The 22,916-nt window shown below is 71.9% G+C and carries 24 protein-coding genes; 15 read left to right on the top strand and 9 right to left on the bottom strand.

Annotated features, from left to right (window positions below; all coding sequences use genetic code 11):
- Positions 1-143: 143 nt before the first annotated feature.
- The 3 genes from fabG to ACZ7N4_RS34775 all read left to right on the top strand — a co-directional run bounded on the left by fabG (position 144) and on the right by ACZ7N4_RS34775 (position 2,127).
- Entirely contained in the window at positions 144-848 is a 705-nt protein-coding gene (gene fabG, locus ACZ7N4_RS34785) for a 3-oxoacyl-[acyl-carrier-protein] reductase (protein WP_467923818.1), read from the top strand.
- A 5-nt stretch (positions 849-853) separates the two neighbouring features.
- Positions 854-1,621: an enoyl-ACP reductase FabI gene (gene fabI, locus ACZ7N4_RS34780; protein WP_189306993.1), complete on the top strand. Its 768-nt coding sequence runs from the start codon at positions 854-856 to the stop codon at positions 1,619-1,621.
- 155 nt (positions 1,622-1,776) lie between these two features.
- Positions 1,777-2,127: a hypothetical protein gene (locus tag ACZ7N4_RS34775; RefSeq protein WP_471366970.1), complete on the top strand. Its 351-nt coding sequence runs from the start codon at positions 1,777-1,779 to the stop codon at positions 2,125-2,127.
- Here ACZ7N4_RS34775 and ACZ7N4_RS34770 read toward each other — a convergent pair.
- Positions 2,105-2,797, bottom strand: coding sequence for a FadR/GntR family transcriptional regulator (locus tag ACZ7N4_RS34770; RefSeq protein ID WP_471366967.1), 693 nt, complete (start codon positions 2,795-2,797; stop codon positions 2,105-2,107). The two genes, ACZ7N4_RS34775 and ACZ7N4_RS34770, sit on opposite strands and share 23 nt — an antisense overlap.
- Positions 2,798-2,930: 133 nt before the next feature.
- On the opposite strand from ACZ7N4_RS34770, the gene ACZ7N4_RS34765 reads away from it, so the two are divergent.
- The 4 genes from ACZ7N4_RS34765 to ACZ7N4_RS34750 all read left to right on the top strand — a co-directional run bounded on the left by ACZ7N4_RS34765 (position 2,931) and on the right by ACZ7N4_RS34750 (position 5,409).
- Positions 2,931-4,262, top strand: coding sequence for a CynX/NimT family MFS transporter (locus tag ACZ7N4_RS34765; RefSeq protein WP_471366963.1), 1,332 nt, complete (start codon positions 2,931-2,933; stop codon positions 4,260-4,262).
- Between the two features lie 56 nt (positions 4,263-4,318).
- Entirely contained in the window at positions 4,319-4,438 is a 120-nt protein-coding gene (locus ACZ7N4_RS34760) for an SGM_5486 family transporter-associated protein (RefSeq protein WP_256464729.1), read from the top strand.
- 167 nt (positions 4,439-4,605) lie between these two features.
- The gene (locus ACZ7N4_RS34755) at positions 4,606-4,812 is read left to right on the top strand and encodes a hypothetical protein (protein ID WP_471366958.1); all 207 of its coding nucleotides are present in this window, start codon (positions 4,606-4,608) and stop codon (positions 4,810-4,812) included.
- A gap of 78 nt (positions 4,813-4,890) precedes the next feature.
- The gene (locus tag ACZ7N4_RS34750; protein ID WP_471366956.1) at positions 4,891-5,409 is read left to right on the top strand and encodes a SixA phosphatase family protein; all 519 of its coding nucleotides are present in this window, start codon (positions 4,891-4,893) and stop codon (positions 5,407-5,409) included.
- Between the two features lie 165 nt (positions 5,410-5,574).
- Here the strand turns inward: ACZ7N4_RS34750 and serB are convergent, their stop codons facing one another.
- Positions 5,575-6,801 (bottom strand): phosphoserine phosphatase SerB, encoded by a 1,227-nt coding sequence (gene serB / locus ACZ7N4_RS34745; protein ID WP_471366954.1) that lies wholly within the window; start codon positions 6,799-6,801, stop codon positions 5,575-5,577.
- A gap of 911 nt (positions 6,802-7,712) precedes the next feature.
- Here serB and ACZ7N4_RS34740 point away from each other — a divergent pair.
- Positions 7,713-10,292 (top strand): ABC transporter ATP-binding protein/permease, encoded by a 2,580-nt coding sequence (locus ACZ7N4_RS34740; RefSeq protein ID WP_471367131.1) that lies wholly within the window; start codon positions 7,713-7,715, stop codon positions 10,290-10,292.
- 150 nt (positions 10,293-10,442) lie between these two features.
- Here ACZ7N4_RS34740 and ACZ7N4_RS34735 read toward each other — a convergent pair whose 3' ends face one another.
- The 3 genes from ACZ7N4_RS34735 to ACZ7N4_RS34725 all read right to left on the bottom strand — a co-directional run bounded on the left by ACZ7N4_RS34735 (position 10,443) and on the right by ACZ7N4_RS34725 (position 13,337).
- Positions 10,443-11,204, bottom strand: a complete 762-nt coding sequence (locus tag ACZ7N4_RS34735) for a transglycosylase SLT domain-containing protein (protein ID WP_471366951.1) — start codon at positions 11,202-11,204, stop codon at positions 10,443-10,445.
- A 241-nt stretch (positions 11,205-11,445) separates the two neighbouring features.
- Complete coding sequence (locus ACZ7N4_RS34730; RefSeq protein WP_471367129.1) at positions 11,446-12,618, bottom strand: S-adenosylmethionine:tRNA ribosyltransferase-isomerase; 1,173 nt, start codon at positions 12,616-12,618, stop codon at positions 11,446-11,448.
- A gap of 8 nt (positions 12,619-12,626) precedes the next feature.
- Positions 12,627-13,337, bottom strand: coding sequence for an SDR family NAD(P)-dependent oxidoreductase (locus ACZ7N4_RS34725; protein ID WP_471366949.1), 711 nt, complete (start codon positions 13,335-13,337; stop codon positions 12,627-12,629).
- 748 nt (positions 13,338-14,085) lie between these two features.
- On the opposite strand from ACZ7N4_RS34725, the gene ACZ7N4_RS34720 reads away from it, so the two are divergent.
- The 3 genes from ACZ7N4_RS34720 to ACZ7N4_RS34710 all read left to right on the top strand — a co-directional run bounded on the left by ACZ7N4_RS34720 (position 14,086) and on the right by ACZ7N4_RS34710 (position 16,280).
- Entirely contained in the window at positions 14,086-15,231 is a 1,146-nt protein-coding gene (locus ACZ7N4_RS34720) for a GAF domain-containing sensor histidine kinase (RefSeq protein ID WP_471366944.1), read from the top strand.
- Entirely contained in the window at positions 15,224-15,865 is a 642-nt protein-coding gene (locus ACZ7N4_RS34715) for a response regulator (RefSeq protein ID WP_471366942.1), read from the top strand. Before ACZ7N4_RS34720 ends, ACZ7N4_RS34715 begins: the two co-directional genes overlap by 8 nt.
- Before the next feature lie 169 nt (positions 15,866-16,034).
- Positions 16,035-16,280 carry a chaplin gene (locus ACZ7N4_RS34710; RefSeq protein ID WP_189306968.1) on the top strand — a complete coding sequence of 82 codons (246 nt, stop codon included), beginning with the start codon at positions 16,035-16,037 and terminating at the stop codon, positions 16,278-16,280.
- A 72-nt stretch (positions 16,281-16,352) separates the two neighbouring features.
- Here the strand turns inward: ACZ7N4_RS34710 and ACZ7N4_RS34705 are convergent, their stop codons facing one another.
- Positions 16,353-17,141 carry a hypothetical protein gene (locus ACZ7N4_RS34705; protein WP_471366935.1) on the bottom strand — a complete coding sequence of 263 codons (789 nt, stop codon included), beginning with the start codon at positions 17,139-17,141 and terminating at the stop codon, positions 16,353-16,355.
- A gap of 149 nt (positions 17,142-17,290) precedes the next feature.
- Between ACZ7N4_RS34705 and ACZ7N4_RS34700 the strand changes: the two genes are divergently transcribed.
- The 3 genes from ACZ7N4_RS34700 to ACZ7N4_RS34690 all read left to right on the top strand — a co-directional run bounded on the left by ACZ7N4_RS34700 (position 17,291) and on the right by ACZ7N4_RS34690 (position 19,654).
- Entirely contained in the window at positions 17,291-18,082 is a 792-nt protein-coding gene (locus tag ACZ7N4_RS34700; RefSeq protein ID WP_471366930.1) for an ABC transporter ATP-binding protein, read from the top strand.
- 60 nt (positions 18,083-18,142) lie between these two features.
- Complete coding sequence (locus tag ACZ7N4_RS34695; RefSeq protein ID WP_467923801.1) at positions 18,143-18,574, top strand: NfeD family protein; 432 nt, start codon at positions 18,143-18,145, stop codon at positions 18,572-18,574.
- Positions 18,575-18,697: 123 nt separating this feature from the next.
- Entirely contained in the window at positions 18,698-19,654 is a 957-nt protein-coding gene (locus ACZ7N4_RS34690) for an SPFH domain-containing protein (protein WP_471366926.1), read from the top strand.
- Positions 19,655-19,761: 107 nt separating this feature from the next.
- Here ACZ7N4_RS34690 and ACZ7N4_RS34685 read toward each other — a convergent pair whose 3' ends face one another.
- The 3 genes from ACZ7N4_RS34685 to ACZ7N4_RS34675 form a co-directional block, all read right to left on the bottom strand.
- Positions 19,762-20,268 carry an HNH endonuclease gene (locus tag ACZ7N4_RS34685; protein WP_471366922.1) on the bottom strand — a complete coding sequence of 169 codons (507 nt, stop codon included), beginning with the start codon at positions 20,266-20,268 and terminating at the stop codon, positions 19,762-19,764.
- A 168-nt stretch (positions 20,269-20,436) separates the two neighbouring features.
- On the bottom strand, positions 20,437-20,976 hold the full coding sequence (locus tag ACZ7N4_RS34680; RefSeq protein ID WP_471366919.1) for a YbhB/YbcL family Raf kinase inhibitor-like protein: 540 nt from the start codon (positions 20,974-20,976) through the stop codon (positions 20,437-20,439).
- A gap of 44 nt (positions 20,977-21,020) precedes the next feature.
- Positions 21,021-21,803: a sporulation protein gene (locus ACZ7N4_RS34675; protein ID WP_471366916.1), complete on the bottom strand. Its 783-nt coding sequence runs from the start codon at positions 21,801-21,803 to the stop codon at positions 21,021-21,023.
- Between the two features lie 100 nt (positions 21,804-21,903).
- Here ACZ7N4_RS34675 and ACZ7N4_RS34670 point away from each other — a divergent pair, with 100 nt between their 5' ends.
- Entirely contained in the window at positions 21,904-22,554 is a 651-nt protein-coding gene (locus ACZ7N4_RS34670) for a DNA-3-methyladenine glycosylase (protein WP_471366913.1), read from the top strand.
- Positions 22,555-22,916 lie beyond the last annotated feature (362 nt).

Here is a 22,916-nt window from a genome sequence, read left to right as displayed (position 1 = left end):
AGGGTCCCGACAGCGACACCCCCGCGCCACTGTCGGTGCCCGCTTGCCCGCGCGCGCGGCGGTACCGATAGGTTTTCGACTGAAGCCGCCTGCCTCCACGGGTTCGGGCGGGTGTGTCAGACCGCTATCGAAAGGGTGATCCGTTGAGCCGCTCGGTTCTCGTCACCGGAGGCAACCGGGGCATCGGCCTCGCCATCGCCCGCGCTTTCGCCGACGCCGGCGACAAGGTCGCGATCACGTACCGCTCGGGTGAGCCGCCGGCCGGCTTCCTCGCCGTCAAGTGCGACATCACCGACCCGGAGCAGGTGGAGCAGGCCTACAAGGAGATCGAGGACCAGCACGGTCCGGTGGAGGTCCTGATCGCCAACGCCGGCGTCACCAAGGACCAGCTGCTGATGCGCATGTCCGAGGAGGACTTCACCTCGGTCATCGACACGAACCTCACGGGCACCTTCCGGGTCGTCAAGCGCGCCAACCGCGGCATGCTGCGCGCCAAGAAGGGCCGGGTCGTCCTGATCTCGTCCGTGGTCGGCCTGCTCGGCTCGGCGGGCCAGGCGAACTACGCCGCCTCCAAGGCCGCCCTGGTCGGCTTCGCGCGTTCCCTCGCCCGGGAGCTGGGCTCGCGCAACATCACCTTCAACGTCGTCGCGCCCGGCTTCGTCGACACCGACATGACCAAGGCGCTCAGCGACGAGCAGCGTGACAACATCGTGTCGCAGGTGCCGCTCGGCCGTTACGCGCAGCCGGAGGAGATCGCCGCGACGGTGCGGTTCCTCGCCTCGGACGACGCCTCGTACATCACTGGAGCCGTCATTCCGGTTGACGGCGGACTGGGAATGGGTCACTGATCACCATGAGCGGAATTCTCGAAGGCAAGCGCATCCTGGTCACCGGGGTGCTGATGGAGTCGTCCATCGCCTTCCACGTCGCCAAGCTCGCCCAGGAGCAGGGCGCCGAGATCATCCTGACCGCGTTCCCGCGGCCCACCCTGACCGAGCGCATCGCCAAGAAGCTGCCGAAGCCCGCCAAGGTCATCGAGCTCGACGTCACCAACGACGAGCACCTCGCGCGCCTGGCCGACGTGGTCGGCGAGGAGCTGGGCGGCCTCGACGGCATCGTCCACTCCATCGGCTTCGCGCCGCAGGACGCGCTCGGCGGCAACTTCCTGAACACGCCGTTCGAGTCGGTGGCCACCGCCATGCACGTCTCGGCGTTCTCCCTGAAGTCGCTGACCATGGCCTGCCTGCCGCTGATGCAGAACGGCGGCTCGGTCGTCGGCCTCACCTTCGACGCCCAGTACGCCTGGCCGCAGTACGACTGGATGGGCCCGGCCAAGGCCGCGCTGGAGGCGACCAGCCGCTACATGGCGCGCGACCTCGGCAAGCAGAACATCCGCTGCAACCTCATCTCGGCGGGCCCGATCGGCTCCATGGCCGCCAAGTCCATCCCGGGCTTCAGCGAGCTGGCCTCCGTGTGGGACACCCGTGCCCCGCTGGAGTGGGACCTGAAGGACCCGGAGCCGGCCGGCCGCGGTGTCGTCGCCCTGCTGAGCGACTGGTTCCCGAAGACCACGGGCGAGATCATCCACGTCGACGGCGGCCTGCACGCCATCGGCGCCTGACCTCCGCAGCCCACCGACGCCCCGTCTCCCGCCGCCCGCGGGGAGCGGGGCGTCACCCGTTCGGCTCACCGGCCGGGCCGCCGCCGCGCCGGCGGCGCACCCTGGATTACGCCTTCCCGCACGTCCCTCCGCAGCCCGGCCGAGGAGGTCCCCTTGTGCGCCTGTCCCGCAGCCTGGCCCCGGTGACCGCGGCCCTGGTCCTCGTGCTGTCCCTGCCGTACGACGCGCTGTCCCACGCGCGCGTGAACGACGCCAAGCCGCCCGCGCCGAGCCGGTTCGGCGCCTCCTGCCGCACGGCGGTCCGGGGCTCCCACGTGGAGGCCTACTGCCACAACCCCTACGTCGACACCGACCGGGTGCGACTGCACATCGAGTGCGCCCGCTGGTGGGACATCGACACCGACAGCGCCCCGGTGGCCGCCGGGCCCGCCATGACCGTACGGCTGACCGGCCGGTGCTGGAAGGAGGTCCGCTCGGTCTGGATCAGCCACCAGAAGGCGCGGTGAACCGGCCCGGGTCGCACAGGAACGGATAGCTCGCGGCCTCGGTCGCCGCAGCCTCCGCGTCCCCGGCGCGGATCGCGTCCAGCAGGCGGGTGTGGTCCATGTGGGTCTCCGGGGTCAGCTCCGCCCCGACGTCCGCGCGCAGCCAGTCCCGCAGCACCTCGCCCAGGTCGGCGTACATCGCGGTCATCACGTCGTTGTGGGAGGCGGCCACCACGGCCAGGTGGAAGGTGGCGTCGGCCGCCACGAACGCCTCCGCGTCGCCGGTCTCCCAGGCCTCCTCGCGCCGGGCCATCAGCGTGTCCAGCTGCTTGAGGTCCTTCTCGGTGCGCCGTTCGGCGGCCAGCTTCGCCGCGGCCGACTCCAGCGTGGCCCGCAGCTCGGCGATGTGCCGCGGGTCGGCGCCGGCGAAGCGGCGGTGCATCACGCCGGCCAGCTCGCTCGTGGCCACCACGTACGTGCCCGAGCCCTGGCGGATGTCCAGCAGACCGTTGTGGGCGAGCGCGCGGACGGCCTCGCGGACGGTGTTGCGGGCGACACCGAGCTGCTCGACCAGTTCCGGCTCCGTCGGGATGCGCGAGCCGACCGGCCACTCGCCGGAGGTGATCTGCTGCCGCAACGCGGCGATGACCTGCTCGGACAGCGCCGACCGGCGCGGGTGGCTCAAAGGCATGGCACACCTTCGCACGACAGGCCCGCGCGCGTGGACCGCGGGGGCCGGGAGGGCATGGAGAGCCGACGGGACCCAGGGGGCCGAGAGGACCTGGAGGACCGGCGGAATCGACAACCAATCATCCCATGATTCTATGATGGGTCTCATGGCTAGTGAGGAAACCCGCACAGTGGAGACCCGTACGGCGATGTCATCGACCGAACGCGGCACGGCCGGGGCCGCCCGGGAGGCGGCGCCCGGGGCGACGCACCGCACGCGCGCGTGGGCGACCCGGCTGGTCGTCGTCGGCATCGTGCTCTCCGCACTCAACCTCCGTCCCGCCATCACGAGCCTCGGCGCCCTCCTGGAGGAGGTCCGCGACGGGCTCGGCATGAGCGGCAGCGTCGCCGGCCTGCTCACCTCCGTGCCCCCGCTGTGCTTCGCCGTCTTCGGTGTCACCGCGCCCCGCCTGGCCCGCCGCTTCGGACCGGCCGCCGTGGTGTGCGCCGGCATGGCCGCCATCACCACCGGCCTGCTCATACGGCCGTACGTCGGCAACACGGCCGGATTCGTGGCCGCCAGCGCGCTCGCCCTGATGGGCATCGCCGTCAGCAACGTCCTGATGCCGGTCATCGTCAAGAGCTGGTTCCCCGACCGGGTCGGGTCCATGACCGGCCTGTACTCGATGGCCCTCGCCCTCGGCACCTCCCTCGCCGCCGCGGTGACCGTCCCGCTGACCGACGCCATGGGCGGCGGCTGGCAGCCCGGCCTCGCCGTGTGGGCGGCCCTCGCCGCCGCCGCGGTGCTGCCCTGGCTGCCCCTGGTCCGCGTCCGCGACGGCGGCGCCGGGGCCGCCCGGCCGGAGGGACCGGTGCGCGAGCCCGCGGACCGGCACGCTCCACTGCGGATCACCCGCAGCCGCACCGCCTGGGCCCTCGCCGTCTTCTTCGGCCTCCAGGCCACCGCCGCCTACATCACCATGGGCTGGATGCCGCAGATCTTCCGGGACGCCGGCGTCCCGGCCGGCACCGCGGGCGTGCTGCTCGCCGTCACCATGGTGATGGGCGTCCCGCTGGCCTTCGTCATCCCGCGAGTCGCCACCCGTCTGTCCCACCAGGGCCCGATCGTGCTGGTCCTGGGCGTCTGCGGACTCGCCGGGTACGCCGGTCTCTACCTCGCCCCGGCCGGCGGCTCCTGGGTCTGGGCGCTGCTGCTCGGCGTGTCCAACTGCGCCTTCCCGCTCGCGCTGACCATGGTCGGCATGCGGGCCCGCAGCGGTCCGGGCGTGGCCCAGCTGTCCGCGTTCGCGCAGAGCACCGGCTACCTGATCTCCATCCCCGGCCCGCTGCTGGTCGGCGTGCTCTACCAGCAGAGCGGTGGCTGGGGGCTGCCGATCGCCCTCATGGCGGGCCTCATGGTGCCGCAGATGGCGGTGGGCTTCCTGGCGGGCCGCGACCGCACGGTGGAGGACGAGGCGACGCGCTGACCCGCCCCGGGCGCCCCGGCGCCGCCGGACGCGTGGCGGGGTGCGAGACTGGGCGCATGCAGCCTGTGCTCGACCCGAACCCCAAGAACGGCCAGAAGAAGATGCTGCTCGTCTTCGGATCGTTCCTCGCCATCTTCGTGATCATCGCCATCGTGGCGACCATCGCCTCCCCCTGACGGCAGCCCCCCGCCCGGGGTGGGGATGGCCCCCCGTCCCCTAGGGGGTAAGGGTCAGGGTCAACTGGGTGGAAGTCCGGATGGGTTGGCGGGCCCGGATTCCGTAGGTTCGAGAGGTGACCGCGGCAGGCGGTCAGGGACCCGCTCGAAGACCCACGGAGGCGACCATGCCGGCCCGCACCCACCCCCGGCCCCACCCGGCGACCACGGGCGGCGTCGACACCAGGCTGCCCTGGTGGGCGCTGGCCCTGCCCGCCCTGGCGTTCCTCGTGCTGCTCATGCTGATACTGAACCCGTCGGACGCCCACGCGGCGAGCGGCGACCCGGCGATCGCACACCTCCTGGAGCGCGCCCAGCAACTCCTCGCACGCTGACGGCAAGCTCCCTCGCGCGGTGAATCCGCATGTCAACTCCCTGCGCCGGGTGGCCTGTTTCGTGCGAAGCTGGGTTCCATGAGCGTCGCAGAACCCCGCAGGATCGTCCTCTTCCGGCATGCGAAAGCCGACTGGCCCCAGGTCCCCGACCACGAGCGCCCGCTCGCCGAGCGGGGCCGCACGGACGCCGCAGTCGCCGGACGCAAGCTGGCCGACACCGGCCTCACCTTCGACCTGGCCCTGTGCTCCACGGCGACCCGCACCCGCGAGACGTGGAAGCTCGCCGTCCACGAGCTGTCGCACCGGCCGAAGACCATCTATGAGGAGCGGGTGTACGAGGCCTCGCCCGGCGAGCTGATCGCCGTGCTCAACGAGGTCCCGGACGAGGCGCGCAACGTCATCCTGATCGGCCACAACCCAGGCGTGCACGGCCTGGCCGACATCCTGGCCGGCGCGGCCGAGGACGACGCCCGCGCGCGGATGAACCGCCGCGGCTTCCCCGCCGCCGCCTTCGCCCTGCTCTCCTTCGACGGCCCCTGGAAGAGCCTGGAGCCCGCCGTGGCCACGCTCAGGGACTACTGGGCACCCTCCGACTGACCCGGCCGGCCGGGGCCCGGCCGCCGCCGAGGCAGGCCGCCAGGACCGAGGCAGGACGCAGACCCGGGGCCGGCCGCCACGGTCGAGGCAGGCCGCCGACGCCGGAGGGCCCGGGACCGCACGGGGTGCCGGGCCCTCCGGGGGCGGGTGGCTGCGGGGACCCGCTCAGTCCTCGTCGTCGTGCATGTCCGCGGCCTCGACCTCTTCCCGGGTGATGCCGAGCAGATAGAGGACCGTGTCGAGGAAGGGGAAGTTCACCGCCGTGTGCGCCGCCTCGCGCACCACCGGCTTGGCGTTGAAGGCCACACCCAGGCCCGCCGCGTTCAGCATGTCCAGATCATTGGCGCCGTCGCCGATCGCCACCGTCTGCGCCAGCGGCACCCCGGCCTCCGCGGCGAACCGGCGCAGCAGCCGGGCCTTGCCCGCCCGGTCCACGATCTCGCCGGTGACCCGGCCGGTCAGCTTCCCGTCGACGATCTCCAGCGTGTTGGCCTGCGCGAAGTCCAGGCCCAGCCGTTCCTTCAGATCATCGGTGACCTGAGTGAAGCCGCCGGAGACGACCCCCACCTGGTAGCCGAGGCGCTTCAGGGTACGGATCAGCGTGCGCGCGCCCGGCGTCAGCCGCACCTCCTGGCGCACCTTCTCCACCACCGACGCGTCCAGCCCCTTCAGCAGGGCCACCCGCGCGTGCAGCGACTGCTCGAAGTCCAGTTCCCCGCGCATCGCCGCCGCCGTCACCTCGGCGACCTGGTCCTCGCAGCCGGCGTGCGCGGCGAACAGCTCGATGACCTCGTCCTGGATCAGGGTCGAGTCCACGTCCATGACCACCAGCCGCTGGGCACGCCGGTGCAGACCCGCCGCGACCACCGCGATGTCGACACCCAGTGCCGCCGCGTCGGAGGCCAGGGCCGTGCGCAGCGGCTCGGTCTCCACACCGGACACCGCGAACTCCACCGCCGTCACCGGGTACTTGGCGAGCCGGAAGATACGGTCGATGTTGCCGCCGGCCTTCGCGATCCGGGCGGCGATGGCGGCCGTCGACTCGGCGGTGAGCGGATGACCGAGGACGGTCACCAGGGAGCGGCCGAGACCGCGCGGCCGGTTGTCGCCGTGCCCCGAGATGATCTCCGCCTGCATCTTCATCGACTCGGCCCAGCTGTGCACGGTGGCCCGCAGGTCGCCCTCCAGACCGGCCGGGGGCTGGGTCACCAGCACACACAGCACCAGACGGCCTCGGGTGACGACCTGCTCGATGTCGACCACGTCGACGAGGTAGGCGGCAAGGGTGTCGAACAGACCGGCCGTGATGCCCGGCCGGTCCTTGCCGAAGATCTTGACGAGGAGGGTGGGGATCTCGGAGGTCTCCGAGGCGGAGGTCTGCGAAGCGCTCATGGTGTCACCACCGTATCCGGCACCCAGTGCCTTCCGCCCCTGAGGTCCGCCTGACGGACACGGAACAACGGGTGTCGGGCCGGTGACGGCGACCTTGCCACCGGAGAACGGCACCGCGCCGGGGCGGGGGACGGCGGCGGGTGCGGTGTGGGTCCGGGTGCGGATGCGGTCCGGGTGGGAGGCGGCTCGACGGGGGAGCGGACGGGGTACGGCTGGGACACGGGGCCGGGCGCGGTGCCGTCCCGGCTCCACAACGAGGGTCCCACGAGCCGCTCCGAACGGCAGGTCCGAGGGGCCGGGGCCGACGGCTGGTCCGGGGATCGGGCCGGACGGCCGGAGGGGCCGGGGTGGAACGGCTGGTCGCAGGAGCCGGGGCGGGGAGGCCGGGCCTGACACCGTCCACGCGTCCCCGCCGGCCTGCCGCTTCGCCGCCGACGGCCACCCGGCTCGGGGTCCGGCCGGCCCGTCGGCGCCGAATACCTCCGGGACCGGCGGGGGAGGAGCTCCGAGGGACCCCGCGATGGCCGTGCCCTGCGCACTTCCCCGACCGTAGACCCGGCCCCGCGCCGCGGACCCACCCCGCCTTACCCGCACCACCGGCCCACACCGCCGTACCCCCGGCCACCGGTTCTGTTCCCGTTCCTCCCGCACTCCCGGGCACACCTTGCCCCCGTGCACGAGGAGTTCAGCCGGTGACCTCCCAACTCCCGCCGGAACGAAGCGTCGTGGAGAGAGCCGCGGAGAGAGCCGCGGAGAGAACGGACAGGGCGCGTCGGAGCGCCCGCCCGCCCCCTTGGCAAGGCCCGGGTTTCGGTCAGGGGGCCGGGCCTGAAATAGTTCCCCACGATGTTCGACATCCCTAGACTCCCTGCGACGGGGGAAACTCGGGGGACAACTCAGTGGGGCATGGAGTGCCGGAACTCGTACTCGAAACAAACGGACGTACCTGGACACTTGATCCATCCAGGTCATACATCCTCGGACGCGATCCGCAGGGGGACATCGTCTTCGACGACGCCAGGGTGTCCTGGCGGCACGCCACGGTCAGCTTCAACGGCCGCAGTTGGGTCATCGAAGACCACGGCAGCACCAACGGCACGTTCGTGCAGGGCCGGCGCGTCCAGCACATGGAGATCGGCCAGGGCTCGGCGCTGCACCTCGGCAACGCGACCGACGGCCCGCGGCTGAACCTGTCCGCGGCCACGACCCCGGTCGGCGGCCCGGCGCAGCAGCCCCGGCAGCCGCAGGCGGCGGCCCCGTACGCGCCGCAGGGCGCCGGCGCACCCGGCTGGGCCCAGCAGGCCGCCCCGCAGCAGGCCGTGCCCCACCAGGCACCGCCGCAGCAGCAGCAGGCCCAGGCGGGCTGGCAGCAGCCGTCCGCGTTCCCGCAGCAGCAGGGCGGCGGCCCGGCCGAGCAGTACGTACAGAAGACGCCCGGTGGTGGCGCGGGGGCGCCGCCGGTCCACGGCGACCGCAGCCCGACCACGTTCCACCAGTTCGCGCTCGGCCGCGTGATGCGCATCGGCCGTGCCCTGGAGAACGACCTGGTCGTCTCCGACCTCCAGGTCTCCCGGAACCACGCCGAGTTCCACGCCACGCCCGACGGCCGCTTCGAAATCCGCGACCTCGGCTCGCACAACGGCACCTACGTCAACGGCCAGCCGATCGCGAAGGGCGGCTCGGCGCTGCTCGGCCCGAGCGACATCGTCGGCGTCGGCCACTCCACGTTCCGCATCGTCGGCGACCGCCTCGAGGAGTTCGTCGACACCGGTGAGGTCTCCTTCTCGGCCCGCCACCTGACCGTCACGGTCGACGGTGGCAAGCAGATCCTGAAGGACGTCTCCTTCGGCGTACCCGAGAAGTCGCTGGTCGCGGTGATCGGACCCTCCGGTTCAGGCAAGTCGACCCTGCTCAAGGCGCTCACCGGCTACCGGCCCGCCAACCAGGGCGAGGTCCTCTACGACAACCGGAACCTGTACAAGCAGTTCGCCGAGCTGCGTCAGCGCATCGGTCTGGTCCCGCAGGACGACATCCTGCACAAGGAGCTGACCGTCAAGAAGGCCCTGAAGTACGCGGCCAAGCTGCGCTTCCCGGCCGACACCACGGCGCAGGAGCGCGACGCCCGCATCGACGAGGTGCTGCGCGAGCTGAAGCTCGACATCCACAAGGACAAGAAGGTCACCTCGCTCTCCGGCGGCCAGCGCAAGCGGGTGTCGGTGGCGCTGGAGCTGCTCACCAAGCCGTCGCTGATCTTCCTGGACGAGCCGACCTCCGGTCTCGACCCGGGCATGGACCGCGACGTCATGCAGCTGCTGCGCGGCCTCGCCGACGACGGCCGTACCGTCCTCGTCGTCACCCACTCGGTGGCCGAGCTGGCCCTGTGCGACAAGCTGCTGGTGATGGCGCCGGGCGGCGCGGTCGCCTACTTCGGCCCGCCGGAGGAGGCACTGAACTTCTTCGGCTACGACAGCTGGGCCGACGTCTTCTCCGCCTTCGAGAACTACCGCGACTACGACTGGGCGGGCCGCTGGAAGGGCTCGCAGCACTACCAGATGTACGCGGCGGACGTCGACGCGGTCGCCCCGCAGGCGGTCCAGATGCCGCCGATGCAGGCGATCAGGCCGCCCAAGCCGCAGGGCTGGTTCTCGCAGTTCGTCACCCTGGTGCGGCGCTACGTGTCGGTCATCGCCTCCGACCGCGGCTTCCTCGCGCTGATGGTGCTCCTGCCGGCCGTCATCGGCTCGGTCAGCCTGCTGATCCACCCCGACCGCGGCCTGCTGCCGGGCGGCCCCAACCCGCAGACCGGCCAGATCGTGCCCAACGGCACCGCCACCACCGTGCTGCTGATCCTGGCGGTCGGCGCCTGCTTCGCCGGTGCCGCCAACTCCGTCCGCGAGCTGATCAAGGAACGGGTGATCTACGAGCGGGAGCGGGCCACCGGGCTGTCCCGGTCGGCGTACCTGATGTCGAAGGTGTTCGTGCTCGGCGTGATCACCGGGTTCCAGGGCCTGCTGGTCGGTGTCATCGGCTTCGGCCGGCGCGAGCTCCCGGACGAGGGCCTCGTCCTCGGTCACGCCACCCTGCTGGAGCTGTCCCTGCCGATCATGGGACTGGGCTTCGCCGCGATGATGTTCGGCCTGATCATCTCCTCGCTGGTGAAGACGGCCGAGAAGACCATGCCGCTGCTGGTCATGTTCGCGATCATCCAGGTCGTCTTCACGGGCTGCCTGTTCGCCCTGCACGGCACGGTCGGCGTCGACGAGTTCTCGTACCTGATGCCGTCCCGCTGGGCGGTGGCCGCGGCCGGCACCACGCTCGACTTCAACCGGATCAGCCCGCCGGAGACCGCCGGCGACAACGACCCGCTGTGGAACCACACGGTGGGCGCCTGGGCCGGGGACATGATCGCCCTGATCGCGCTCGGTGTGATCTGCGGCTTCTTCGTGGCCCGCTTCCTGCGCCGCCACGAGCCGGAGGTCATGCGCAAGTAGGTCCTGCGCGCGAGTAGGTCCTGCGCAAGAAGGCCATACGCGAGGAGGTCCCGCGCGAGCGGGCCCGCGCGTGTACGACGCCGAAGGGCGGCGCCCCGTGATCGGGGTGCCGCCCTTCGGCGTTACGTCGCAGAGGTCCCGCGCCAGGCCTCAGTACGCGCTGTTGACGTTGTCGATCGAGCCGTACCGGTGCGCCGCGTAGTTGGCGGCGGCGGTGATGTTCGCGACCGGGTCGTAGATGTTCCACGAGGTGCCGGCGACGTGGTACGCCTGGAAGGTCGGCGGGATGACCTGCAGGAGGCCCTTGGACGGGATGCCGTTGACGGCGTTGATGTCCCAGTTGTTGATGGCCATGGGGTTGCCGGAGGACTCCCGCATGATGTTGCGGTGCAGACCGCTGTAGCTGCCCGGGATGCCCTTGGACTTCATGATGTCCAGGGACTGGCGGATCCAGCCGTCGAGGTTGTTCGCGTACGTCGTCGCGGCGACCGGCTGCATCTGCGGACGCTCCACGGAGCGGGTGGCGGCGGCCTTGGCGGCGCGCACCTGCGCGGCCTTCTTCACGGCGGCCTCGGCGGCGGCCTTCTTGGCGGCGGCCTCCACGGCCTTCGCGGCGGCGGCCTTCTTCGCCACGGCCGCGTCGGCGGCCTTCTTCTGCGCCGCGAAGGCGTCGAGCTTGAGGTTGTCGGCGGCGAGCTGGTCCGTGACCGTGCCCTTGACGTTCTGCAGGACGGGGCCGGCGGCGACCTGGGCGGTCGTGGCCGGGGCGCCGGTGGCGACGGTCTCGGCGTTGCTCGGAGCGGCCGAGAGGGCCAGGGCGGCGGTGCCCAGCGCAGCGACACCGGCAACGGCGACCTTGTGCTGCTTGGTCAGAGCGCGACTATAAGCTCGGTTGAGGATGTTCTTGGGCATGGCTGATGGACCTCTTCGTGTAGCGCGGAGGTCGCTCCTGCGTCCGCCGGGGGAATCGACTCCTCCCGCACGAACGCCGCGGGGCGGTGAACCCTGCGGCGCTGAGCGACGGAAGCAATTCTTAGCTGGCGCAAAACGCCCAGGCAAAGGTGTGACGTACGATCCGGGATAGTGGATCAGGGAAGGGCAAAACGGGACAGACAGGGCCGTCTATCCCGTTCATGTGGGGGCGGTTTATCTCCTATGCCCTTTCGTACGTGATGTAGGCCCTATGTGCGGGCTCACACCGGGCGCCATGCCGTCTCACCATCCGTTGCCACCGCAACGCGCTGTGTGAAGGGCTCTCCTCCGGAAGGACGAGATGGACGTCGCCGAACTCGTGCCACAGGTAACGCCCGCGCAGCGCCTCCTCGTAGGCCCGGCCGACCGCCGCCCGCCCGGCGATCGCCTCCAGCATCAGCAGGTGGGAGGCCTCCGGTTCGTGCAGCCCGGTCAGCAGCCCGTCCACCACCCGCACTCCCCGCCCGGGCGTCACCACCAGGTCCGTCCACCCCTGCGCGGCCCGCACCACCCCGTCCGGCCCCGCGGCCGACTCCACGGCCCGGACGGCCGTCGTCCCCACCGCGACCACCCGGCCGCCACCGGCCCGCACGGCGTTGACCACCCGCGCCGACGCCTCCGGCACCGCGAACCGCTCCGGATACGGCGGCTCGTGCGCCTCCGCCGACGACACCCCCGTGTGCAGGGTCACCGGCGCGAACTGCACGCCCCGGCTCACCAGCTCCGCCACGAGTCGCCCGGTGAACGGCCGGGCCGCACTCGGCATCTCCGCACTGCCCGCCCCGTCCGGCGAGGCGAGCGCGAACACCGTCTGGTACGCGGACAGCGGCTGGTCCCGCTCCGTATAGGAGTAGCGAATGGGCCGCCCGTGCTCCCGCAGCACCTCCGCCACGTCCGCCCCGGCGGCCCGCGCCCACCACAACCGCTCCCCGTCCGCGCTCAGCGGCTCCTCCAACAGCAGCCGGCCACCGCCCGGCAAGGACACCCTTGTCCCCGCGGGCAAGCCCGTACGCGCGCGCGTGCTACCGCGCCCGTCCGGCTCCCGCAGCTCCACCGCCCACCGCCCGTCGTCCCCGCGCGTGGAGACGTGCACCACCACGCGCGCGTGCCCGACCCGCCCGTTCACCGCGGCGGCCAGCGTCGGAGAGGTGTTCACCACCAGCAGGTCCCCCGCCCGCAGCAGCCGCGGCAGCTCGCGGAACACGTGATGCGCCACCGCCGTACCGCGCGACACCAGCAGCCGTACGGCGTCCCGCCCCAACCCGGGCCCCCGCTGCTCGGCCGGCACGCGCGCGGACAACTCCTCGGGCACCTTCCCCCACGCCCGGACCGGCTCACCCCGGGGCACCCCCATCGCCGGCGTCACCGAGCCTCCAGCAGTGCCGCCGCGGTGTACCGGCCGCTCGCCGGGCGCCGGTCCAGCAGCCGCAGGAAGGCCGGGGCGATCTCCTCCGGCGCCGGCGTCCCCGACAGGTCCTCGTCCGGCTCCGCCGCTGCCGACATGTCCGTCCGCATCCCGCCCGGATCCACCCACCAGACCCGCAGCCCCGGCTCCTCCACCGCGAGCACCGCGGACAGCTGGTCCAGTGCCGCCTTCGTCGCACCGTACGCGCCCCACGTCCGGTAGGCCTCCACGGCCGCGTCCGAGCTGACGTTGACCACGACGCCGGCGGGCGCCTCCCGCAGCAGCGGCAGCGCCTCCTGGAGCAGCCCCAGCGGCGCCACCAGGTTCGTCTCCAGCGCCGCCCGGAAGCCGTCCAGCGGCTGGCCGCCCAGCGGCACCAGCGGCTCGGCACCCAGGACCCCCGCGTTGTTCACCACCACGTCGAGACCGCCGAGCCCCTGCGCGGCCGCCACCAGCACCGCCCGGTGCCCGCTGCCGGTGACGTCCCCCGGCAGCGCCACCACGCGCGCGCCGTGCCGCGCACCGAGCTCCCTGACGGCCCGCGCGGTCTCCCTCAGACCGTCGGCGCCCCGCGCGTCGAGGACCAGGTCCCAGCCCCGCGCGGCCAGCGCCTCGGCGAGCGCCCGCCCCAGACCCTTCGAGGCCCCCGTGATGATCGCTACCGGCATGACTACCGTCCCCTCGTCACCCACCGCCCCCGACGGGCGGTGGCCACACCGTAGGAACGGCACCGCCGTGACCGCCTCGGACGCGGGCCGCAAGACGCCAGGGCCCTTCGGCGTAGGCCCCACGCCCCGCCCCGGACGCCCGGGCCCCCGCCCCACGGCCGACGCCCTACGCCCTCCGCGGCGTCCACAGCCTGCGCCCTACGCCCCACGGCCGACGCCCTACGCCCCCGCCCCCGCCGGGCGCCCACGGCCTGCGTCCTACGCCGCGCCAGCGGCCTGCGCCGCTTCGTCCGGGTCACGCGCCCTACGCCGCTTCGTCCGGGTCACGCGGCGTACTGCGCCCGGTCGCCAGTGGCCTGCACCTACGCTCGGCGCCGACAACCTGCGTCCGTCCGCCCCCGGCCCGTGGCCAGCGCCCGACGCCCCGCGCCGGTGGCCTACGCCTCTCCGTCCGGGCCGCGCGCCCCACGTCCGCTTCCCGCGCCCCGCACCTACGCCCGGCGCCTGTGGTGGCCTGAGCTCCTCCGCCCTCGGCCCGTCCGCCCTCGGCCCGTGGCCGGCCCCAAGGCCTCCGCGCCAAGCGGCCGACGCCACCCGTCCCGGACCGGACCCACCCTTCACGTCCTACGCGCCCTACACCCCAGGCCCGGGGCCGAGGACCTACGCCACCCGTCCTAGGCCGAGCGGACCGGCGTTCGCCGCCACGGGACGGATCCGCGCTGTCGGACCCCGCCGGTACCGTGAGGACATGAGTCAAGGCCCCCGGTCCGGCCTCGCCGCGGTGAGTTCCGCGCTGCTGGCCATGAGCAGGCACCTGGAGGTGCGCGACGTCCTCAAGACGATCGTCGCCTCCGCCCGCGAGCTGCTCGACGCGCAGTACGCCGCCCTCGGCGTCCCCGACGACCACGGCGGCTTCGCCCAGTTCGTCGTGGACGGCGTCAGCGACGCCCAGTGGCGCGCCATCGGCCCGCTCCCGCGCCAGCACGGCATCCTCGCCGCGATGCTGCACGAGGCGAAGGCCGAGCGCCTCGCCGACGTGCGCAAGGACCCCCGCTTCGAGGGCTGGCCGGCCGCCCACCCCGACCTGGTCGACTTCCTGGGCCTGCCGATCAAGGACGGCGAGGAGGTCATCGGGGCCCTGTTCCTCGCGAACAAGCGCTGCGCCAAACCGGAGGGCAGCTGCGGCTTCACCCAGGAGGACGAGGAACTGCTCGCCATCCTCGCCCAGCACGCCGCCATCGCCCTCACCAACGCGCGCCTCTACGAGCGCAGCCGCGAACTGACCATCGCCGAGGAGCGCTCCCGCCTCGCCCACGAACTGCACGACGCGGTCAGCCAGAAGCTGTTCTCCCTGCGCCTGACCGCCCAGGCGGCAGCGGCGCTCGTGGACCGCGACCCCGCCCGCGCCAAGGGCGAACTGCACCAGGTGGCCTGCCTCGCCGCCGAGGCCGTCGACGAACTGCGCGCCGCCGTCGTGGAGTTGCGGCCCGCAGAGCTGGACGAGGACGGCCTGATCGCCACCCTGCGCACCCAGTCCAAGGTCCTCGACCGCGCCCACAGCGCGCGCGTGACCTTCACCAGCAACGGCTTCCGTGCCCTGCCCGCCGCCCAGGAGGAGGCCCTGCTCCGGGTCGCCCAGGAGGCCCTCCACAACGCCCTGCGCCACTCCGGTGCCGACCGGGTCGACGTCAGCGTGGAGCGGCGCGGCGGCGGAGCCGTCCTGCGCGTCACCGACGACGGCAGCGGCTTCGACCCCACGGCCGTCCGCCGCGCCGGACGGCACCTCGGCCTGGTCTCGATGCGGGACCGGGCGAGCGGGGCCGGCGGCACGCTGACCGTGGACTCGGCGCCCGGCAAGGGCACCACGATCGAGATGGAGGTCCCCGGTGGGTGAACCGATCAAGGTGCTGCTGGTCGACGACCACCAGGTCGTCCGCCGGGGCCTGCGCACCTTCCTGGAGGTACAGGACGACATCGAGGTCGTCGGCGAGGCCGCCGACGGCACGGAGGGAGTCGCCCGAGCCGAGGAACTGCGGCCCGACATCGTCCTCATGGACGTCAAGATGCCGGGCATGGACGGCATCGACGCCCTGCGCAGACTGCGCGAACTCGACAACCCCGCGCGCGTGCTGATCGTCACCAGCTTCACCGAGCAGCGCACCGTCGTCCCGGCCATGCGCGCGGGCGCCGCCGGGTACGTCTACAAGGACGTGGACCCCGACGCCCTCGCCGCCGCCATCCGCTCCGTGCACGCGGGGCACATCCTGCTCCAGCCGGAGGTCGCCGACGCCCTGCTCTCCCAGGAGGAGGCCAACACCGGTCAGGGCAGAGGCGGTTCGCTCACCGAGCGGGAACGCGAGGTGCTCGGCCTGATCGCGGACGGCCGCTCCAACCGGGAGATAGCCCGCGCCCTCGTCCTGTCCGAGAAGACCGTCAAGACGCACGTCTCCAACATCCTGATGAAGCTCGACCTCGCCGACCGCACCCAGGCCGCGCTGTGGGCCGTACGCCACGGCGTGACCGGCTGAGACGCCCTCACCAAAGCCTCACCCGCGGCAACACGAAGGGTCACGGCCCAGGCTGAGATTCATACCGTCGTGGGAAAGTCACCCGGATGGCGCACCCTCCGCGGGGCTCCGCCGTTCTCCAGTGCGTGCCGCGGTGATCGCCGCGGTGACAGCCTAGGAGGGGTAGACAGTGAAGAACCTGAAGAAGGCGGCGGCCGTGACGATGGTGGCCGGTGGCCTGGTGGCCGCCGGTGCCGGCCTTGCCTCCGCCCACGGCGGTGCCCACGCGGCCGGCGAGGCCGCCGGCTCCCCGGGCGTCGGCTCGGGCAACGTCGCCCAGGTCCCGGTCCACGTCCCGGTGAACGCGGTCGGCAACAGCGTGAACGTCATCGGTGTGCTGAACCCGGCCTTCGGCAACCTCGGCCTCAACCACTGAGGACCGCCCGACGGCGCACCGAGGCCTCCCGGACCCGTCGGGAGGCCTGTCGGGTTCCCACCCCGGCAGCGGTTACCGCGCGCCCCGCTCCCGCTCCTCCACGTACGCGTTGTACGCCGCCACCTGCGCCCGCCGGGCCGTCCGCTCGACCGGCCTCAGCGCCTCCGCCCGCGCCCTCATCTCGGCCGAGCTGACCGCACCCCCGTACCCGTTGCCGTACGCCAGCGACACCAGCAGCCCCACCCGCTGGGCCAGCTCCAGCACCCGGACCGCACGCGGCGGATATCCCGGCGCCAGCCCCTCGCACCCCCGCTCGGCCCGCGCCCGGTACGCGTCGATCGCCGCCTCCGCCACCGGACCCGACCCGGCGACGTCCAGCTTCGACAGCACGTCGGTCGCCTCCCTGAGCGCCTCCGCCAGCTCCCGCTCGGCCTCACCCAGCGACGGGACATCGGCGGGCGGCGCCGGGCGCACCGGCAGCACGTGCCAGACCACCTCGACGTGCACATCGCCCTGCGGCCCGGCCTCGTCCACCTCGGGCACCAGCCCGAACGCGGCGCCGTGACAGACCACCGCCTCCTCGGCCTCCAGCGCCCGCGCATTGAACTCCGGCGGACCGCTCAGCCCCAGCGGATGCCCCGGCGCCGGCAGCGCCACCCGCAGCCCGGTCACCCCCAGCGCGCGCAGCCGCCCCAGCGCGAGCGTCAGCCCGACCGGCGCGGACTCGTCGGGCAGCCCCTCCACCCGGTGCACCGCGTCCCCGCCCACGATGGCGAGTACGGCGTCATCCGGAGAGACAAGTCCGGCCAAAAGGGCATTTCCCCAAGCGGCAAGGCGTCCTGAACGCGGTTCCGAGAGCATGCCCCCACCCTAAGGACCGGACCGATGGAATGGGGCGGGGCACTCGTGGCGTAGATTTCATAAGGGCTGCGCCCACCGGCGCGGCGGACCCGAGCCACAGGCGTACGCGAGCCGAGACCGGCCACACTGCAAGGGGAGACAACGCGCTCATGAGCGATGTTCTGGAGCTTCAGGACGTATCCGTGGTCCGCGAGGGCCGGGCTCTGGTGGACCAGGTCTCCTGGTCGGTGAAGGAGGGCGAGCGCTGGGTCATCCTCGGCCCCAACGGCGCCGGCAAGACCACCCTCCTGAACGTCGCCTCCAGCTACCTCTTCCCCAGCAAGGGCACCGCCACCATCCTCGGCGACACCCTCGGCAAGGTCGACGTCTTCGACCTGCGCCCCCGCATCGGCATGGCCGGCATCGCCATGGCCGACAAGCTCCCCAAGCGACAGACCGTCCTGGAGACGGTGCTCACGGCCGCCTACGGCATGACCGCCACCTGGCACGAGGACTACGACGAGGTCGACGAGCGGCGCGCCCGCGCCTTCCTCGACCGCCTCGGCATGAGCGACTACCTGGACCGCAAGTTCGGCACCCTCTCCGAGGGCGAGCGCAAGCGCACCCTGATCGCCCGCGCCCTGATGACCGACCCCGAGCTGCTCCTGCTGGACGAGCCCGCCGCCGGTCTCGACCTCGGCGGCCGCGAGGACCTGGTCCGCCGCCTCGGCCGCCTCGCCCGCGACCCCATCGCCCCCTCCATGATCATGGTCACGCACCACGTCGAGGAGATCGCCCCCGGCTTCACCCACGTCCTCATGATCCGCCAGGGCAAGGTCCTCGCCGCCGGCCCGATCGAGCTGGAACTCACCTCCCGCAACCTCTCCCTCTGCTTCGGCCTCCCGCTCGTCGTGGAGCAGGTCGGCGACCGCTGGACCGCCCAGGGCCTGCCCCTGTCCTGACCCCGCCGCTCCCCCCTTCGCGCCCTGTCCGCCGCCCGGCCACGGCCCTACCATGACCATGTGAACGACATCGACGCATGGGTGTGGTGGCTCGTCGGCGCGGCGGCGCTCGGAATCCCGCTCGTGGTCACCGCGATGCCGGAGTTCGGCATGCTCGCGGTGGGAGCCGTCGCGGCGGCGGTCGTCTCCGCCCTCGGCTTCGACGCCGTCCTCCAGGTCCTCACGTTCGTCGTCGTCTCCGTCGCCCTCATCGCCGTCGTCCGGCCCATCGCGGCCCGGCACAGCCGGCAGCGCCCCCAACTCGCCACCGGCGTCGAGGCGTTGAAGGGCAGACAGGCGGTCGTACTGGAACGGGTCGACGCGTCCGGCGGCCGTATCAAACTCGCCGGGGAGGTCTGGTCGGCCCGCGCCCTCGACACCGGCCGCGCCTACGAAGCGGGCCAGGAGGTGGACGTCGTGGACATCGAAGGAGCCACCGCGATCGTCATCTGAGGACAACTCACCGAGAACGACGCACACGTTGCACGACGGTCTGTCAGACTCGACCAGCAAGATCCTCAACAGTCATGAGATCGGCCGAAGGCGCCGAGGCGGAGAAGGGTACGGGGAACGACGATGGAACCGGTCATCATCGTCTTGATCATCCTGGTGGTGTTGGTCTTCATCGCCCTGATCAAGACCATCCAAGTCATCCCACAGGCCAGCGCCGCCATCGTGGAGCGCTTCGGCCGCTACACGCGGACGCTGAACGCGGGCCTCAACATCGTGGTCCCGTTCATCGACACCATCCGCAACCGCATCGACCTGCGGGAACAGGTCGTACCGTTCCCGCCGCAGCCGGTGATCACCCAGGACAACCTGGTCGTGAACATCGACACGGTCATCTACTACCAGGTCACCGACGCCCGGGCCGCCACCTACGAGGTCGCCAGCTACATCCAGGCGATCGAGCAGCTCACCGTCACCACGCTGCGCAACATCATCGGCGGCATGGACCTCGAACGGACCCTTACCTCCCGCGAGGAGATCAACGCGGCCCTGCGCGGCGTCCTCGACGAGGCCACCGGCAAGTGGGGCATCCGCGTCAACCGCGTCGAACTCAAGGCCATCGAGCCGCCCACCTCCATCCAGGACTCGATGGAGAAGCAGATGCGCGCCGACCGGGACAAGCGCGCCGCGATCCTCACCGCGGAAGGAACCCGCCAGGCCGCCATCCTCACCGCGGAGGGCGAGAAGCAGTCCCAGATCCTGCGCGCCGAAGGTGAGGCCAAGGCGGCAGCTCTGCGGGCCGAGGGCGAGGCCCAGGCCGTCCGCACGGTCTTCGAGGCCATCCACGCCGGCGACCCCGACCAGAAGCTCCTGTCCTACCAGTACCTCCAGATGCTCCCCAAGATCGCCGAGGGCGACGCCAACAAGCTCTGGATCGTCCCCAGCGAAATCGGCGACGCCCTCAAGGGCCTCTCCGGAGCGATGGGCAACTTCGGCCCCCTGGGCGGAGGTTCGGGCAACGGCTCGTCGGGCAACGGCGGAGCGTCCGGCGCCGAGCGCCGGGAGAAGCCGAGCATCGACTGAGGACTGGAGAATCCCGGATGTCTCCCGCGCCCCCTCAGGGGCGCGGGCAACCGCGCGAGAAGCGACGGACCACCCGCGGCCGCCGACCAGCAGAACCCGGCAGATGCCTAGGCCGCATCCCGAGCGAGCCACTCAGGAAGGGCCCCGAAGTCCTCGGTGCCCATGGCAAGGAGCATCGCGTCGGCCGGCGTCGGCTCGAACGGCTCCCGCAACAGCGCCATCCCCGCCTCCTCCGGAGTCCGGTTCGCCTTCCGGTGGTTGTCCTCCGCACACGCGGCGACGGTATTCAGCCATGTGTCCTGCCCACCCTGCGACCGCGGCAGCACATGGTCCACGGTCGTCGCCCGGCGCCCGCAGTACGCGCACCGGTGCCGGTCCCGTACCAGCACCCCCCGCCGCGACCACGGGGCTTGTCTTCGGAACGGCACCCGCACGTACCGGCACAACCTGATCACCCGAGGCGCCGGTATGTCGACGTCGGCACCCCGCATCCGCAGCTCGGGATGGGCCTGCTCGACCACGGCCTTGTCCTGGAGCACCAGCACCACCGCACGGTTCAACGTCACCGTCGACAGCGGCTCGAAGCTCGCGTTCAGAACCAACGTGTCACGCACCCAGCCCACCTCCCGTGTGCACCTGCCCACCCCCCGGCGGGCTCGGATCAACTCTGGACGGGCGCGCCGGGATGGACAACGCAATAAAAAATGCCCGCCTCCGATCACTTCCAAGACCGGAGGCGGGCAAACGTTCAATGAACCCTTGGCTGAATCCGTGCGCCGGGGTCAGCCCTGCGCGGGGTTCTCGTACTCACCGATGAGCTGGGCACGCGCGAGCGTGTGGAACCGCAGGTTGAAGCCGACGACGGCCGGAGACGCGTCCGCGTCCGGGCCCAGCTTCTCCTGGTCCACCGCGTACACCGTGAACACGTACCGGTGCGGACCGTCCCCGGGCGGCGGAGCGGCACCGCCGAAGTCCTTCGTCCCGTAGTCGTTCCGCGCGTGGACGGCGCCCGCGGGCAGCCCCTCGAACCTGCCGCCGCCCGCACCCGCCGGCAGCTCCGTCACCGAGGCCGGGATGTCGAACAGCACCCAGTGCCAGAACCCGCTGCCGGTCGGCGCGTCGGGGTCGTAGCACGTCACGGCGAAGCTCTTGGTCTCCGGCGGGAAACCCTCCCAGCGCAACTGCGGCGAGGTGTTGCCCTCCGCCTGGACCTGGGCGCTCTTCAGCGTCGCGCCCTCCTCGATGTCCTCGCTCGTCACCGTGAACGACGGCACGGGCGGGTGGAAATCGTGGGGGAGCGGCCGCCGCTTGAGCTCGGTCACCTCGGTACCTCCTGATCGATGATCTGGAACCAGCAGCTCCGAGCCTAGAACCAGTTGCGCTTGCTGCCGACCTCGGACAGCCACTGGTTGAGGTAAGCCGCCCAGTCGGTCCCCTGCCAGTCGTTCAGGCCCACCTGGAAGGACCGGTAGGTGTCGCTCCCCTCGCTGAACAGGCCTGGCTTCTTGTCCATCTCCAGCACGACGTCCATCGCGTGCTCGTCGGCGACGAAGCTCAGCTCGACCTGGTTCAGACCCCGGTACTGCGACGGTGGGAAGAACTCGATCTCCTGGTAGAACGGCAGCTTCTGCCGCGTACCCCGGATGTGGCCGCGTTCCATGTCCGCGCTCTTGAAGCGGAAGCCCAGCTGGATGAACGCGTCCAGGATCGCCTTCTGCGCCGGCAGCGGGTGCACGTTGATCGGGTCGAGGTCGCCGGAGTCCACGGCCCGCGCGATCGCCAGCTCGGTGGTCACACCGATGTTCATCCCCCGCAGCGCCTGACCGTCGATCATGGTGACCGGCGTCTCCCAGGGGATCTCCAGCCCGAACGGCACCGCGTGCACGGCCCCCGCCTGCAGTTCGAAGGCCCCGCCGAGCCGCACCTTCGTGAACTCGATGTCCTGCTTGTACTCCTGGTCGCCGCTCTCCACCTCGACCTTGGCCTGCAGGCCGACGGACAGTCCCTCGATGGCCTGGTTCACGGACCCGCCCTGGATCCGCACCTCACCCTGGACGACACCACCCGGTACGACGTTGACCTCGGTGAGCACCGTCTCGACCGACGCCCCGCCGGCCCCCAGGCTCGCGAGCAGCTTCTTGAACGCCATGACTCTCCCTTTACGAATGGACCCTCGACCCGTACAAACGCGATCGGCCCTCGCCCGGTTCCGCCGGAGCGGTGCCCCGTCTGGGCTACCCTCGGAGAGCATGATCGCGCCCCCGGACCGTACGCCACTGCCCCGAAGCTTCTTCGACCGCCCGGTCCTGGAGGTCGCGCCCGACCTCCTCGGCCGCATCCTGGTCCGGACGACACCCGACGGCCCCATCGCCCTCCGCCTCACCGAGGTGGAGGCCTACGACGGCCAGAACGACCCCGGCTCCCACGCCTACCGCGGCCGCACCGCGCGCAACGCGGTGATGTTCGGCCGGCCCGGACACGTGTACGTCTACTTCACCTACGGCATGTGGCACTGCATGAACCTCGTCTGCGGACCCGAGGGCCGGGCCAGTGCGGTGCTGCTCCGCGCGGGGGAGGTCGTCGAGGGCGCCGAACTGGCCCGCAAGCGGCGTGTTTCGGCGCGGAACGACAAGGAACTGGCCAAGGGCCCGGCCCGGCTGGCCACCGCCCTGGAGGTGGACCGGGCCCTGGACGGCACGGACGCGTGCACCTCCGGCGAGACCCCCCTGAGGATGCTGACCGGGACCCCGGTCCCCTCCGACCAGGTGCGCAGCGGCCCCCGTACCGGTGTCGCCGGCGAGGGCGGGAACGGCGACCTGCACCCGTGGCGTTTCTGGGTCGCCGACGATCCGACCGTCAGCCCCTACCGTGCCCACGTCCCAAGGCGCCGCCGAGGTTGACTCGGCTCGGCAGGATGCGTAATGTAGCCCGAGCCGCTGAACCGGGTACGGCGATCGCCTGCAGCCGGAGCGGCCAACCCACCACCTAGCCACACCCCCTCAGCCGGGGTCGTTTCCGGCGCGCCCGCGCGCCCGAATGCGAACGCGCGAGACTCGATTATGAGTCGTCGAGGGAAGCGGCTAAAGTGGTGAACGTCGAAAGGCCGGAGGCGAAAGCCAAAAGCCCACAGGCAAATCCCGCCGACCGGGAATCGGACGCCGAAAGGTTCTGATAGAGTCGGAAACGCAAGACCGAAGGGAAGCGCCCGGAGGAAAGCCCGAGAGGGTGAGTACAAAGGAAGCGACCGTTCCTTGAGAACTCA

Source organism: Streptomyces sp. NPDC107654 (genome assembly GCF_055639035.1).
The sequence above is the reverse complement of the archived record's forward strand: the minus strand, read 5'-3'. Positions and strand labels throughout refer to the sequence as shown.

Coding starts and splice junctions, on each gene's coding strand:
- fabI (WP_189306993.1), top strand. CDS start 854: ATGAGCGGAATTCTCGAAGGCAAGCGCATCCTGGTCACCGGGGTGCTG.
- ACZ7N4_RS34770 (WP_471366967.1), bottom strand. CDS start 2,797: ATGCCTTTGAGCCACCCGCGCCGGTCGGCGCTGTCCGAGCAGGTCATC.
- ACZ7N4_RS34765 (WP_471366963.1), top strand. CDS start 2,931: ATGATGGGTCTCATGGCTAGTGAGGAAACCCGCACAGTGGAGACCCGT.
- ACZ7N4_RS34760 (WP_256464729.1), top strand. CDS start 4,319: ATGCAGCCTGTGCTCGACCCGAACCCCAAGAACGGCCAGAAGAAGATG.
- ACZ7N4_RS34755 (WP_471366958.1), top strand. CDS start 4,606: ATGCCGGCCCGCACCCACCCCCGGCCCCACCCGGCGACCACGGGCGGC.
- ACZ7N4_RS34750 (WP_471366956.1), top strand. CDS start 4,891: ATGAGCGTCGCAGAACCCCGCAGGATCGTCCTCTTCCGGCATGCGAAA.
- serB (WP_471366954.1), bottom strand. CDS start 6,801: ATGAGCGCTTCGCAGACCTCCGCCTCGGAGACCTCCGAGATCCCCACC.
- ACZ7N4_RS34735 (WP_471366951.1), bottom strand. CDS start 11,204: ATGCCCAAGAACATCCTCAACCGAGCTTATAGTCGCGCTCTGACCAAG.
- ACZ7N4_RS34730 (WP_471367129.1), bottom strand. CDS start 12,618: ATGGGGGTGCCCCGGGGTGAGCCGGTCCGGGCGTGGGGGAAGGTGCCC.
- ACZ7N4_RS34725 (WP_471366949.1), bottom strand. CDS start 13,337: ATGCCGGTAGCGATCATCACGGGGGCCTCGAAGGGTCTGGGGCGGGCG.
- ACZ7N4_RS34720 (WP_471366944.1), top strand. CDS start 14,086: ATGAGTCAAGGCCCCCGGTCCGGCCTCGCCGCGGTGAGTTCCGCGCTG.
- ACZ7N4_RS34705 (WP_471366935.1), bottom strand. CDS start 17,141: ATGCTCTCGGAACCGCGTTCAGGACGCCTTGCCGCTTGGGGAAATGCC.
- ACZ7N4_RS34700 (WP_471366930.1), top strand. CDS start 17,291: ATGAGCGATGTTCTGGAGCTTCAGGACGTATCCGTGGTCCGCGAGGGC.
- ACZ7N4_RS34690 (WP_471366926.1), top strand. CDS start 18,698: ATGGAACCGGTCATCATCGTCTTGATCATCCTGGTGGTGTTGGTCTTC.
- ACZ7N4_RS34675 (WP_471366916.1), bottom strand. CDS start 21,803: ATGGCGTTCAAGAAGCTGCTCGCGAGCCTGGGGGCCGGCGGGGCGTCG.
- ACZ7N4_RS34670 (WP_471366913.1), top strand. CDS start 21,904: ATGATCGCGCCCCCGGACCGTACGCCACTGCCCCGAAGCTTCTTCGAC.